The organism is Exiguobacterium sp. s121, from assembly GCF_018617245.1.
Taxonomy (GTDB): Bacteria; Bacillota; Bacilli; order Exiguobacteriales; family Exiguobacteriaceae; genus Exiguobacterium; species Exiguobacterium profundum.
The window spans coordinates 47426-61222 of record NZ_JACSJV010000004.1 but is presented as its reverse complement, the minus strand read 5'-3'; the positions used below and the strand labels follow the sequence as shown (position 1 = coordinate 61222).

16 protein-coding genes are annotated in these 13797 nt (G+C 48.1%); 10 read left to right on the top strand and 6 right to left on the bottom strand.

The window, feature by feature from the left end; translation table 11 throughout:
- Positions 1-4 precede the first annotated feature (4 nt).
- Both KOG47_RS13550 and KOG47_RS13545 read right to left on the bottom strand, forming a co-directional pair.
- Positions 5-730, bottom strand: coding sequence for a hypothetical protein (locus KOG47_RS13550; RefSeq protein WP_215244389.1), 726 nt, complete (start codon positions 728-730; stop codon positions 5-7).
- A 113-nt stretch (positions 731-843) separates the two neighbouring features.
- Positions 844-2340, bottom strand: coding sequence for a phytoene desaturase family protein (locus KOG47_RS13545; protein WP_215244388.1), 1497 nt, complete (start codon positions 2338-2340; stop codon positions 844-846).
- A 197-nt stretch (positions 2341-2537) separates the two neighbouring features.
- Here KOG47_RS13545 and KOG47_RS13540 point away from each other — a divergent pair, with 197 nt between their 5' ends.
- The 6 genes from KOG47_RS13540 (at position 2538) to KOG47_RS13515 (ending at position 7486) form a co-directional block, all read left to right on the top strand.
- A complete protein-coding gene (locus KOG47_RS13540) occupies positions 2538-2921 on the top strand; it encodes a hypothetical protein (protein WP_215244387.1) in 384 nt (127 codons plus the stop codon).
- Between the two features lie 92 nt (positions 2922-3013).
- On the top strand, positions 3014-3655 hold the full coding sequence (locus tag KOG47_RS13535) for an efflux RND transporter periplasmic adaptor subunit (protein WP_215244386.1): 642 nt from the start codon (positions 3014-3016) through the stop codon (positions 3653-3655).
- The gene (locus KOG47_RS13530; RefSeq protein ID WP_084543011.1) at positions 3655-4341 is read left to right on the top strand and encodes an ABC transporter ATP-binding protein; all 687 of its coding nucleotides are present in this window, start codon (positions 3655-3657) and stop codon (positions 4339-4341) included. Before KOG47_RS13535 ends, KOG47_RS13530 begins: the two co-directional genes overlap by 1 nt.
- Positions 4338-5492 (top strand): ABC transporter permease, encoded by a 1155-nt coding sequence (locus KOG47_RS13525; RefSeq protein WP_214691536.1) that lies wholly within the window; start codon positions 4338-4340, stop codon positions 5490-5492. Before KOG47_RS13530 ends, KOG47_RS13525 begins: the two co-directional genes overlap by 4 nt.
- A 24-nt stretch (positions 5493-5516) precedes the next feature.
- Complete coding sequence (locus tag KOG47_RS13520; protein ID WP_074034753.1) at positions 5517-6191, top strand: response regulator transcription factor; 675 nt, start codon at positions 5517-5519, stop codon at positions 6189-6191.
- Positions 6188-7486, top strand: coding sequence for a HAMP domain-containing sensor histidine kinase (locus tag KOG47_RS13515; protein WP_074034752.1), 1299 nt, complete (start codon positions 6188-6190; stop codon positions 7484-7486). The genes KOG47_RS13520 and KOG47_RS13515 overlap by 4 nt, the downstream gene beginning before the upstream one ends.
- Before the next feature lie 11 nt (positions 7487-7497).
- Here KOG47_RS13515 and KOG47_RS13510 read toward each other — a convergent pair whose 3' ends face one another.
- Complete coding sequence (locus KOG47_RS13510) at positions 7498-8106, bottom strand: TetR/AcrR family transcriptional regulator (protein ID WP_084543010.1); 609 nt, start codon at positions 8104-8106, stop codon at positions 7498-7500.
- Between the two features lie 171 nt (positions 8107-8277).
- On the opposite strand from KOG47_RS13510, the gene KOG47_RS13505 reads away from it, so the two are divergent.
- Both KOG47_RS13505 and KOG47_RS13500 read left to right on the top strand, forming a co-directional pair.
- Positions 8278-9006, top strand: coding sequence for an ABC transporter ATP-binding protein (locus KOG47_RS13505; protein ID WP_159563440.1), 729 nt, complete (start codon positions 8278-8280; stop codon positions 9004-9006).
- The gene (locus KOG47_RS13500) at positions 8999-10012 is read left to right on the top strand and encodes an ABC transporter permease (protein ID WP_215244385.1); all 1014 of its coding nucleotides are present in this window, start codon (positions 8999-9001) and stop codon (positions 10010-10012) included. The genes KOG47_RS13505 and KOG47_RS13500 overlap by 8 nt, the downstream gene beginning before the upstream one ends.
- 1 nt (position 10013) lies before the next feature.
- Here the strand turns inward: KOG47_RS13500 and KOG47_RS13495 are convergent, their stop codons facing one another.
- Positions 10014-10487: a DedA family protein gene (locus KOG47_RS13495; RefSeq protein WP_215244384.1), complete on the bottom strand. Its 474-nt coding sequence runs from the start codon at positions 10485-10487 to the stop codon at positions 10014-10016.
- Positions 10488-10658: 171 nt separating this feature from the next.
- On the opposite strand from KOG47_RS13495, the gene KOG47_RS13490 reads away from it, so the two are divergent.
- Positions 10659-11351, top strand: coding sequence for a response regulator transcription factor (locus KOG47_RS13490; protein WP_015880656.1), 693 nt, complete (start codon positions 10659-10661; stop codon positions 11349-11351).
- Positions 11348-12418: a HAMP domain-containing sensor histidine kinase gene (locus tag KOG47_RS13485; RefSeq protein ID WP_215244383.1), complete on the top strand. Its 1071-nt coding sequence runs from the start codon at positions 11348-11350 to the stop codon at positions 12416-12418. Before KOG47_RS13490 ends, KOG47_RS13485 begins: the two co-directional genes overlap by 4 nt.
- Here the strand turns inward: KOG47_RS13485 and KOG47_RS13480 are convergent.
- Together KOG47_RS13480 and KOG47_RS13475 are read right to left on the bottom strand one after the other, a co-directional pair.
- Entirely contained in the window at positions 12384-12944 is a 561-nt protein-coding gene (locus KOG47_RS13480; protein WP_215244382.1) for a GNAT family N-acetyltransferase, read from the bottom strand. The genes KOG47_RS13485 and KOG47_RS13480 overlap by 35 nt on opposite strands.
- Positions 12945-13105: 161 nt before the next feature.
- Positions 13106-13729: a glucosaminidase domain-containing protein gene (locus tag KOG47_RS13475; protein WP_244150650.1), complete on the bottom strand. Its 624-nt coding sequence runs from the start codon at positions 13727-13729 to the stop codon at positions 13106-13108.
- Between the last annotated feature and the right edge of the window lie 68 nt (positions 13730-13797).

Below are 13797 nucleotides of genomic sequence, written 5' to 3'. Positions count from 1 at the left end.
CCTCCTAGCGTGTGATGAGTGAGACGAGACTGAAGCGTTTCAACGCAATCGCGCCGATGATGAAATACCCAAGTACAGAGAGGCCTGTCGCCCATACTCCGAACGAGAGCTCGACTTGAGTCGTCAGATGCAGCAACCCGAGCGCGAATTCGTGAAGCGCGTAGAACGGGTTGAGGAAGCTGAACCATTGATCAGGTGACTTGATCGCCAGTAAAAAGAGTGGGAACATCAGTATGTTCGCGAAAGTCCCGAGACTCGATACTTTCACTGGAAGTGTCGTGATGGCGACACTGGCAACCGCGAACGGGATACTGCCAATCAATACGAGTAGAGACGTTGCAATCAACTTGAACGAAAAGAACCCGTGTACGAGCGTGACGACCGTTGTGAATAAAGTTAAGCTGATGGAGGCGAATAAGAGTTGCGCCAAGATGACAGCGATGACATACGTCAGTTTGTTGCCTGAGATCATCACGTACGTTTTCATCAGTCCGTATTCACGCATACGGGCGAGTTCTACGCCGACACCGTTCACATATGTAGCAAGAATAATATACACCCAGAAATAAGAGAGCCCTGGGTAGTATTCCACTGTCGTTGCTTGGCGAATATCTGAAAATGACTGCGTCAAGGCGATAACGAGTGGGATTACGAATGTCCAAATGAATGGAACTTTATCCGTGACGACAACTTTGGCATACATAAAGAAATAACTTGTGATTTGATGCATCCTGTTCCTCCGCTTGTCTATTTGATTGTTTGTATCGTAGCACAATATACGGAAGGTTATTGGAAAAAGTTTCAAAAAATAATCCCTCATATCGAATGAGGGATGAAAGAAAATCATTTCACTTTGTCACGTTTCGCAATCTTGTCGCTCACTTGCTGACCGCTCAACGTCACCATCGGCATACCGCCACCTGGGTTGACGGTCCCGCCGACGAAGTAGAGGTTGTGGTAAAGTTCACTCTGTTTCTTATGCTTGAAGCCACCGTTCCGATTCTTGTCGGCGACCGTTCCATAAATGGCACCTCGGTCCGATCCGTACGTCCGCTCGATATCGTGCGGCGTCCACACGTCGCGTGTCACCGTATGTTCACGCAGACCATCGAGGCCCATCCGTTCCAATTTGTCGAGTACACGCTCTTCAAAAGCGGCATATTCTTCTTCCGTGAACGGTTCATCTTGGATATACGGGATGTGTGGCAAGATTTTGATGTTCTCGTGTCCTGGTGGCGCTTGGGTCGGGTCGGTCTTGTTGACGTTGACGAGGTAAATCGTCGGGTCGTCCGGAAGTTCATGTTTCTCAAAGATTTTATCCATTTGTTCATGTAGGTTCTCAGAGAAGAAGAAATTATGATGTGCCAGTTGTGGATAGGCTTTTTTCACCCCGAGATGGAGGACGAATCCGGAACTCGCCGGTTCGTATTTATCGACGAGTTTGTCGACATACTGTTTGTCCGCGTCGACCATCTTCTGATAGAACGGGATGACTTCCATGTTCGAGACAAAATAATCAGCGGAACGGAGACGTCCGTCCTCGAGCTCGATGGCGGTCACTTTCTCATTCACCGTATGGGCACGAACCACGCCTTCTCCGGTATGTAGCTTCACACCGATTTCTTCGGCGAGCTTCGTCAAGCCTTCCGCGAGCTTATGGGTCCCGCCTTCGACATACCAACAGCCTTGGGCATATTGCATGTAAATCATCATATTTAAGACAGCGGGTGCGTTATACGGAGACGACCCGACATATTTGACGTAATACGAGAGCATGTCCCGAAGATGAGGGTTACTGATCCGTTTCTTGATGGCGCTATACATCGTCGACGTCAAGTCGAATCCGAATAGGGTCGGGAAGATGCCTGTTTTCATGACTGCTTCTAAAGGCGACTCAAACCCTTCGGCCAAATAGCTCTTCTCGGTCGTCTTATAGATGCGCGCTGCATAATTCAACAGTTCACGATATTCTTGCATGTCTTTTCGAGAGAGGGAAGGATTCGCCCGTTGCATTTGTTCGAGGTCATGGTAGAGGTCGAGGACGGTATCGTCCGGGAAGAAAGAGCGCCATTCGAGCTCAAGTCGTTTGATGGACACATAGTCTTCCATCCGTTTCCCGCTTCCGCGGAACAATTTGTCGAAGATGTGGGGCATAGTTAATATTGAGGGTCCGAGGTCGAAACCGAATCCGTCTTGTTCGAGCCGATTCACTTTCCCGCCAATGTGATCATTCTTTTCGTAGAGTGAGACGTCGTAACCTTTTTGAGCGAGTGAGATGGCTGCTGACAATCCGCCGAGCCCTCCGCCTATGACGATGACCGACTTATCCACTGATGGCATATATTCGCCGCCTTTCCGAAGTGTTATTTTCAAAAAACAGAATGAGTGCTACCTCTTCTATTCCCGTTTCTAAATGAAACGAACATGCATTTACGGATTTGCCACATCCACAAAGATGTCATCCCTGAATCGGAAAAAGTTTTGTATAGTTAGGCTAGAAGCATAGGACGGAGTCTAGATGAAGGTAGGAATTTAAGATGATCGTAAAAACAATCACACTTCACTTTGCGAACGGGGATGAAATCACCATCCCGTTTGATGATATCGAATCGTGTCGGATGCATGATATTCAAGACGGGATGCGTGTTGCGGCGGATGGACAATTGATCAAAGAAAAAGTGATGCATGGACTCGACCTCGTATTAAAGGATTCGGCGAACCAACTGGAATGGGATGGTCCAGGTAGACCGTTTGACCGTATCCTAAGTATGTCGGATTTACAACATCTCGCCTTCGAGTTTGAAGGAATGCGAGGAAAGTCATACCGCATCGCCTGGCATGATCTGGAGGCAGTACAGAACGCATACCAGACGACAACTGAAGCAAATGAGAACTTACACGTGCACGTTCGCGTTTCGTAAGTGAACGCCTCTCGTTTATCGCGAGAGGCGTTTATAATTTGTTTACAACTTGTGTTTATCCTTAACATATCAACAATAAGGAGGAACACAAGATGAACAAAAAAGTGAAATGGGGCATGGGGATTGGTGTGCTCGCCCTTACATTAGGAGCTGGAGTCTTCTTGATGCCGGATGCGACCGACTATAAAACGGAAGCCGTCGCGGTTGAGACGATTGAAAATCGTTACACGTTTGCGGGGCAGGTCACGGCAGTCGGGGATGAGACGACAGGTCGATTCATGGTCGATGAGCGAGATATCGGCAAAGTGAATGAAGGGGATGCGTTGACGATCTATGTGACGGCGCTCGACACCGAGGTAGATGGAACAATCGACGTCATCGCAGAGGAAGCTGAACCGATGACGACACCAGGCGCATCCGCTCGCTATGCGATGACCGTGACTTTCCCTGAGACAGACAATTTACGGAATGGGATGACGTTAGAAGGCAGTCTAGTCGTCGATCGCGCTGAAGATGCAGAGACCTTGTCGCTCGACAGCATCATGTTTGAGGATGAGGATGCATACGTGTATGTGCAAGGAGACGAGGGTCCGGTGAAACAACAGGTCGAGCTTGGGTTGACAGACGGAAGTCGAGTCGAGATCAAAGATGGATTAGACGAGACCGAAGTACTCTTACTCGATGAGACGACGAGTGGAGGGTTGATGCCTCCACGAATCGGAGGTGGGCAATGATGACGACACTCATCTCGGTCGAACAATTGACCAAATCGTACGGTGAGGGTGACAATCAGCAGACCGTATTACGAGGAATCGATTTAGAGGTGAAAGAAGGAGAGTTCGTCGCCATTTTGGGACCATCCGGCTCTGGAAAGTCGACACTCATGAACATCCTTGGTTGTCTCGATGGTTATTCGAGCGGTCGTTACCGGTTTGGGAACAAGGATGTGACCGGATTGTCCGAAACGGAGCTTTCTCTGTTTCGAAACGAACGCATCGGATTTATCTTTCAGCAATTCAATCTACTTCCTCGGTTGAGTGCTCGAGAGAACGTGGAACTTCCGCTCATTTATCAACGATCTTCAAAAGCGGAAAGACAGGAACGAACTCGACAGATGTTAGCGCGTGTCGGATTAGGCGATAAGATGGACCACTTTCCAAATCAGTTATCAGGTGGTCAGCAGCAACGTGTCGCTATCGCTCGGGCGCTCGTGACGAATCCATCGCTTCTTCTCGCGGATGAGCCGACGGGTGCGTTAGATCAAACGAACGGTCGTCAAATTATGGCGCTCTTTCACGAGCTACATGCGGAGGGAAAGACGATCATCATGATTACCCATGATATCGATATCGCCAAAGAAGCGACTCGTATCGTACATGTGCGTGACGGGAAGATTGAAAAGGAGGAACGGGTGCGATGATTCGAGAAAATATACGCATGGCTTGGTTGACGGTCATCAGTCACAAGATGCGCTCCTTCTTGACGATTTTAGGGATTGTCATCGGGACGGCTTCGATTATTGCCTTGATGACGATCATTTCCGGTGTGACCGATTCCATTAACGATGAAGTCGCGACGTTTGGAGCTGATCGTATGACCGTTCAAATCGGAGAGGATGGGAAATCCGGTGTCAGTATGGCGGACATGGATCGGCTCGAAGCCATTGAGGGGGTCGCCTCAATCTCCCCGACATTGAGTCAAATGACCGATGTATATGTATCGGGGCAGACGGAACAGCAAACCATTCTTGGGAAAAGTGAAGCGTTCTTCAAAGACGATTCGGTTGTCGCAACCGGGCGCGGATTGACACCACTCGACGTTAATCAACAGACGCATGTCGCCTTGCTCGGAGAAACGATTGCGAAAGAGGCGTTTCCGACATCCTCTCCTCTCGGGGAAGAGATCTCTGTTGGTGGGATTCGTTACATCGTCGTTGGAACGCTTGCGCCATCATCGGAATTTTCCATGTCAACAGACGAGGCGATCGTCATCCCTGTGACGACTGCACTGACGCAGTTTCATCAAGGGACGATTGCCACGTTCGACTTATATACCGAATCGGGTGCATCAGCTGTCGTACAGGATGAAGTGACACAACAGCTGACGACCGCATTCAATGGACGTGACGCCTTCACAGTAACGAGTTTTGAGGATGCGCTCGCTTCCATCGATCAAATCAATGCGCTTCTCAGTATGCTCCTCGTTGGCATCGCTTCGATTTCTTTACTCGTCGGAGGCATCGGGATCATGAACATGATGCTCGTTTCGGTGACCGAACGAACAAGCGAGATCGGACTGCGTAAAGCACTCGGTGCGACGCCTGGTAAGATTCGACAACAGTTCTTGTTTGAGTCCGTCCTGCTTTCGATGCTCGGAGGGCTCGTCGGTGTCTTATTTGGTGGACTGCTCGCCTTTGGACTGACGCTCGTCATGGGCGTACCGTTTACATTGGCAAGTTCAACCGTCGGATTGGCACTCGGTTTCTCTGTCATCATCGGAGTCATATTCGGCTACATCCCAGCCCGGAAAGCCTCGAACTTGCAACCGATTGAAGCGTTGCGAAACGTATAAGCCATTAGAAAGAAGGGGAAACAGATGGTCACCATTTTACTCGCAGAAGATGATGAGGCGCTCGGCGGTTTATTAGTCGATTATTTGACGGTGGCCGGTTATCGTGTCCTTCATGCAAAAGATGGAGAAGAAGCACTCGATTGGCTCGACCGTGAGCCAATCGATTTGCTCATTACCGACGTGATGATGCCACGGTTGGATGGACGTGAACTGACGGGACAATTACGTGACGCCGGGTATACGCTCCCGGTGCTTATGCTGACGGTCCTCGATGCGATGAATGACAAAAAGAGAGGGTTTCATGCCGGAGCGGATGACTATGTCGTGAAACCGATCGATCTCGAAGAACTCGAATTACGAATTGAGGCATTGTTACGACGAGCGCGCATTCATCACAGTCATCAGATTCAGTTGAACGACTGCGTACTCGATGAGACGACGATGACGTTAGAAACGACTTCTGAGACGATCGAACTCCCTCGCAAAGAGTTTGAACTCCTCTATTTTTTGGCGACGCATTTGAATCAAGTCTTCACCCGGCAACAACTGTTAGACCGGATTTGGGGATATGAGACGGAGAGTGAGACCCGAACGGTCGACGTCCATATTAATCGACTGCGTGCGCGTCTTAAGCCGATTGATGCATTTCAGATCAGTACGGTGTGGGGACTCGGTTATCGATTGGAGCTGAAAAGATGAAACGATTTATTAGTACCATCTACGGACGATTTTTAATGATTTTCTTCGGACTCTTGTTGATTCCAATCCTCTTGACGTTCACGATTTTTTTGACCTTTCAGTTCAATGCACTGAAGACACAAGTCGAAGAAATGTTGGTAGACCGGGCCGACAGCATGCAGATGGCCTCACAAGATTACGGTCTAGCGTCTGATGCGGTCTTGGACCTCTTTGATGACGCGACACTGAATGCCCAGACGATGCGTTATGACCGTGCGGAATGGAGCGTTTCGGAACGAGCGACATTAGAACGGGGTGAAGTGCTGTCACAGACGGACCGTCTTCCACAAGTCGCTTTTTTACTCGACGAGACCGTGGTCACGTTGTCTCCGAACGCAGACGAGAATCCGATTTCAATCTTCCGTGACGTGTCGTTACAGACCTTGTTCCTGACAGCACTCATTTCAAGTGTTCTCATTCTATTCGCAGTTCGACTGATGACACGACGCATCGACCGTGTCACGGATGCCGTCAACCGTGTGACCGCTGGAGACCTATCGGTGCGGATTCATGACGTAGCAACAGATGAGATTGGAATGCTCGCGAAGCAGTTCAATCAGATGACCGAGACGCTTGAAACGAATGAAACGAAGAATGAGGAATTGGCATCCGTTATGGCACATGAATTTAAGACGCCGGTCGCTTCGATTTTAGGGTATGCCACGTTGTTGAAACGGGGAGGACCTTTTGAAAAACAAAGTGAATATGTCACGAAGATTGAGCGTGAAGGGAAACGACTATCGCGCTTGTCACAAGACGTGCTCCGGCTGGCGAAATTAGACCACACGATTGTCGGTCTACATGCGACGGAACTGTCTCTCAGTGAGCAGATCCGGGAGGCAATCTTATCCTTAGATTCAGAGATGACACGCAAACGAATGAACCTAGATTTGACTATGGACGAAGTCGTGATGAAGGGTGATGCTACACTTCTTCAGCAAGTTTGGATCAATCTACTTCAAAATGCTGTCGAATATGCATATGAAGAAAGTACACTGCATCTTCTGGTGGAAGAGGATGCGACGCACATCACGTGTGAGATTCGAGACGAGGGAGAAGGCATGACACCTGAACAAGTGGACCGGGCGTTCGAACGCTTTTATCAGGCCGACACATCTCGTCATCGCAACGGTTCAGGACTAGGGCTAGCCATCGCTCGTCAAATCGTACAGTTACATGGTGGAGAGATTACATTATCGAGTGAGAAACAGATTGGGACAACGGCGAAGGTCGTCTTTCCAAAGGAGGACAGGTAAAGCACCTGTCCTTATTTTCGTAGATTCACACCGCCGGCAACGAGCGGTCCTTCATAGGTGATCGTATAGATAATCCGGGCGATGTCTTCCGCTGTCTCTTCCGAAGACGGATTGTTTAACCACTCATAGATGACGCCCATGTGAGCCGAAGAAAGATAGGCGACGAGATATGGAGGCGGGACCATCATCTTGTCCGGATCAAACAAGGTTACCGGGGAGCGCTGAAACAAGGCAGCCTGCATAAATTTTCGAAGTTTTGCCTGGAACGTCGGATCTCCATTTGGTCCGAGGAGCGGCTTCATGATGATTTGATTGTCTTCGATGAAGCGGATGAACGGGACGAGATAATGATACGAGTTATCAGTTCGCTCGTCTCCAAAGATGTGCGGGAGATGATGAATCAACTTCCGTTCAGCCTCTTCAAAGATCTCGTCGACGCATTTCTCCATCAACTCGAACTTATCCACATAGTGACTATAAAAGGTTCCCCGATTAATACCGGCCCGTTCAGTCAATTGCTTGACGGTGACGGCTTCAAATCCCTGTTCTTCAATGAGACTAAAGAAGGCATCTTTGATCAGCTTCTTCGTTCGGATGACGCGTAAGTCAGTTTGTTCCATATTATTTCTCCTTTTCCTCAACACATTCATTGCATCTGTCGGAAAACCGACACGATGACCGATATTGACGATTGTTGCCACCGTGAACGGGGACTATACTGAACATATAAACCAACACGGTGTCGATTATCTTGAGTATACACGAGGAGGCGCCGAAAAGGAGTGACAGAAATGAACATTCAACTGCAACACGTCGACAAGTCGTTCGGCGACCAACTCGCCATCGACAACATCGACTTCACCATCCCATCCGGAGAAATTTGCTGCTTGCTCGGACCATCTGGATCGGGGAAGACGACGCTCATCCGACTCATGATCGGCGCCCTCGCACCGGACAAAGGAAGTGTCCATATCGGCGAAACGAAGATGCCAAACATGGACATGCTCCAACAAATCGGATTTATGCCGCAGAACGATGGCTTGTACGAAGACTTGTCGGCCGAAGCGAACCTCGCCTTCTTCGGATCGATTTATAAGTTAGGGAAAAAGGCGCTCCAAGAACGCATCACCGAAGTGCTCAACCTTGTCGATTTAACGAACGACCGGCATAAGCTCGTCCGCAATTTTTCAGGCGGGATGAAGAAGCGTCTTTCCTTGGCCATTGCCATCCTGCATAAGCCCGATGTGTTGTTTCTTGATGAACCGACGGTCGGAATCGATCCGATTTTACGCCGACAGATTTGGGATCAGTTCCAAACGATTCGGGCGGAAGGGACGACCATCATCGTCTCGACGCACGTCATGGATGAAGTGCTCGAATGTGACCGGGCTGCGCTCGTCTATAATGGACGGTTGATCGCATATGACCATGTGCAAGATTTGCTTGACCAGACCGAGAACGGCCGCGTCGAAGAACTGTTCTTGATTGCCGGGAAAGAGGGGGTGGGTGACCATGCGTAACTTGGCGAAACGTGTCATCTTTCAGACGTTGAATGATAAACGAAGTGTCGCCTTGATTTTGATTGCGCCACTTCTCATTTTGACACTCGTCTACTTCTTACTCGGGGACTCGGATTACGTGCCGACTGTCGTCCTGGACGACAACGCACCCGAACAGCTCGTCGATGCGTTTGAAGACGAGACGCTCGAGGTGGAACAGGCCACGTTCGATGATCCGAAAGCATATATCGAAGACAATGAACATGTCGATGCCGTGTTTGAAATGAGTCAAGAAGGAACGACCATCACGTTACGTGAACCGTCGACGAAGTCGTCGAAGGCGGTTAGTGAAATTCAGGATGCGTTGACGACGCTCAATCCCGCAGCCGAGATCGATACGTCATTCGTCTATGGGGAAGAGGACCAATCGACATTCGATTCGTTCGGCTTCGTCTTCCTATCCCTCTTCTCGTTCTTCTTCGTGTTCATCCTATCTGCGATGGCACTCGTCAAGGAACGGAGTGGGGGTACACTCGAGCGACTGTTGATGACTCCGATCAAACGAGGGCAAGTCATTTTAGGATATACGCTCGGGTACGGAACGTTTGCGGTGATTCAGTCAATTTTCATCGTGCTCTATTCAATTTATGTGCTCGGTCTGTCTTCGCTCGGGAATATGGCGTGGGTCATGTTGACGATGCTACTCATGGCGGGTACGGCGGTACTCTTCGGAGCGACTATCTCGGTGTTTGCCCGATCAGAATTACAGGTTGTTCAGATGATTCCGTTCACCATCATCCCGCAAGTGTTCTTCTCGGGACTCATCCCGCTCGACTTGATTCCATATGGTCTCGGGAACTTGAGTTACATCATGCCAATCTTCTACGGAGCGACAGCGATCAAGGAAGTGATGGTCTACGGAAGTGGCTTCTCAGGCATCTGGGTGTATTTACTCGGTTTAATTCTCTATGCAGGGGTCTTGTATCTCTTGAACATGCGGGCGCTCGGGAAATACAGAGGACACTGAGTTAAAACGACAACACCCAATCTTGAAACTGTTGAAACGCCGGGATTTGATTGGCCAGTCCGATGACGAGAAACCAAGCACCGGTATAGAAAAATGCAGAGATAGTCGTATAGAACGCATACGTGCGAAGTTTGAGCGATGTGAACCCGGCGATGTAATGGAGCGGGTGCCGAAGGCCGGGAATAAAATAAGAAATCATAATGGTGCGTGCCCCGTATGTTTGATAGAGCGCCTCGGCTTTTTTAAGATAACGAGATTCGCGTTGTCGCACGGGTAGGATACGATGAAGCCCTTTCCCGATTAAATAGAACCAGCCGAACGTGAGCGTGAAGAGAATCCAGGTGGAGACAAATAAAAGCCAACTTGGGACAAAATCATCCGCGACCGTCAGATGGGTGATCATTAAGACGTCGTCAGATAATGGGGTAAACATGATGCCGATGGCGAGCATGCCATAATGTATGATCATTTCCATAATAAATTCACTCCTTACCTTGTCTAGTATTCACTCGCAAGCGTAAGGAGTTTTTAGTATTCTCTTAAGAAATCTTAAGAAGTTGGAAAGGAAGTGCCGTTACTGAGTTTGTTACACTCATTAATAGAGGAAATGAATGTAGTTTACTAGTGAAAAACGAGGAGGAAAGAGATGCGTTCACAACCCGTCATCTGTATCGCTGACGACGATGAAGCGATTCGAGAATTACTTGCTATCTATTTAAAAAATGAAGGATATGCACTCCGATTTGCGAAAAATGGACAAGAAGTGCTCGACCTCGCGTCGACCGAAACGATCGATTTGCTCATTCTAGATTTGATGATGCCTGTCATGGGTGGGATTGAAGCTTGTATTGAGATTCGAAAGACGCAGTTTATGCCGATTTTGATGCTCACAGCCAAAACGAGCGACTTGGATTTGATGCAAGGCATTTCCGTTGGAGCGGACGACTACATTAAAAAACCGTTTAACCCACTTGAAGTGACGCTGCGTGTCAAATCGTTACTCAGACGATATCGTGATTATGGGTCAGATCGAGCAGACCTCACGAGTACACTCGTCTTTGAAAATGTGACACTTGATTTACAGACGCGACAATGTCGAAAGGATGAGATGTTGATTCGACTTACACCGAAAGAGTTTGATATTCTCGCCTATTTTATGCGTCATCCAAATCAAGTCCTAACAGTCGAACAGATTTACGAGGCGGTGTGGGGTGAGGCAGCATTTGAGGTCGACAACACAGTGATGGTCCACATCACAAAAATCCGAGAAAAGTTAGAAGACACACCACGAAAACCGACCATTATCAAGACGGTGTGGGGCGTGGGGTATCGATTATGAGACGGAGACAATGGGATCGCTTGCTAGTGAAGTTGATTGGTATCATTTTAGTCAATGCATTGATTGCGACGATTGCTTTTTTAATCATGGGCTATTCGATCAGTTTATACTACATTGAGAACGAAACAACACCAGATCCGCTGACGTCCAATCTTATGTTTTTAGGGGTGACGTTCATTGTTATTTTGATCTTTATTATTGGATTTTCACTGATGATGCGGAAAACACTTCGAAAAATCACGTATTTATCGAGTGAGATTGAACAGATTGCAAACGGTGACCTCGGTCGAACTGTCAAAGTGGAAGGTCGAGACGAAATCGCGTCGCTTGGAGAGAGTGTGAATCGGATGTCAGCTCAATTAAGTGAATTATTTGAGAAGGAACGGGCGCATGAAGAAGAGCGGAACCAACTATTCTCCAACCTGTCGCACGATTTGCGGACACCGCTCACGAGCATCAAAGGCTATACGCAACTCCTGCAAATGAATCGGGAACTGACGCTTGCAGAAAAAGATCATTTTCGTATTCTAAATGAAAAAACGGATCAGCTTGAACATTTGCTAGATCAGCTGATGAACGTAAACCGACTCTATGCCCCACATATGCAACTAAAGAAACAGAGACTCAACCTGAGTCTATTGACGACGCAACTTATCCACGAGATGGAGCCGTTGTTTAATGAGCGAGGTCTTCATTTACAGACTTCAATCAGACCAGATATATGGATGGAAGCGGATCAAGAACAGCTCATTCGCGCTTTTGAGAACCTTTTATCGAACGCATGGAAATATGCGGAGCAACCGAGTCCGATTCACATTGATCTCCAGACCAGGGAGGATATGCTTGAGTGGTCCATCTCGAATGCGACAACGACTGAAACGATTGAGGCCATTCCTCATCTGTTTGATCGCACATATCGTGTCGATTCCTCGAGAGGGGTCACGCCAGGTGATGGGTTGGGTCTATCGATTGCCCGCCAAATCATTTTATTGCATGGTGGACGGTTGACGGCCGCACCGCTAGAGGGTCAGGTTATTTGTTTTCGGGTATCGTTACCGATGGAATGAGATATCCCATTAAGATTGTATCGAAGTGCTGTCCATCAATAAGCTTATCGTCCCGTAATCGGCCCTCGACTTCGAAGCCGTAGCGCTCATAGAGTGCTATGGCTTTTATATTTGTTTCAATGACACTTAAAGTGACTTTATGAAGGCGTTCCGTTCGCGCCCAATCGAGAACATATCGTAAAATAGCTGAACCTAAACCGAGGCCCCAATGCGCTTGCAGAATTCCAACTCCAAATTCGACAGTGTGGGATTTTCGAGCGAGCACACTACCTTCGCAGCGGGCAAACCCGACAATTTCCCCATCGACTTCTGCTATAAGAAATAGTCGATTCATGGTATTCAAATCAGAATCGATTAGAAATTGAATGGCCTCCTCACTCAATACACCTTCTCCAGGTTCGCGGTCTAAATAGTCCGTCTCTTGATCGATTTGCAAACGAATGAAAGCGAGGGATTTCGCGTCGTCTTGTGAGGCTTGACGAATGGTACAGTGTTGTTCGTTTCGTATGTATGAAATAGGGTTCATGATATCCTCCTTTGTAATATCGGTCATAAAAAAAGCACTCGGACCATTGTCCGAAATGCTCATTAGCGTTTGAGTAACAACATCACGCCGGTCACGAATAATGCGAGTCCGCTCGCGAGTCTAACTTGTTTGCACGTCACGTTCTTTCACCCCTACATTTCTTATCTGTTTGCTTTAGCGACACGTTTTGGTATTTTCGACATTTCTTGATAAATCGAAAGAATCTCGGTCCCGTAATTTCCTTTCGGCTGCATGGCCCACTTTTGGTGAAGAGATGGCCACGTCGTTGCAGAGCCTCGCTTGACGAGATGGAAGCGTGGGTCGACTTGTTTCGTATTCAGTGCATCGTGTGAGGCGTATGCCTTTAGATGCTGAACTTGAGCAGTCACGCCTTGATGCGGTGAACGGAAATAGTGACCTTTTACGCCATTCCCAGTCGTCCCGATTCCGGAATAGTTATGTTGTTCAGGGAGTACATCGCCACCATATCGAAAGTAGCCTGTCTCTTTCAGTGCTTGAGCGAACGCGACATCCCCACGAACACCTTCCTTAGCGCCGATGATGACGAAGAGGTTCGCCAAGTCTTCGACCGACGTTTGTACTAGCCGGACATCACGAGGATTCTTCTTTTTTACGTAATCCGCCATTTGTTGCGGAGTCAAAGCCGATACTCCCATAATAGCACGATTCTGCTTCTTCGGGGCCGCCTCAACGATTGATCCAGTCGAGAGAAAAGAAGATGTGATCAGAAGAAATACAATCATCAAGCTAAACACTTTTTTCATCATATGTACCCTCCTAAACGAATCATATCCATTGAGAAATAATACCATATTAGGATTAAATTTTAATT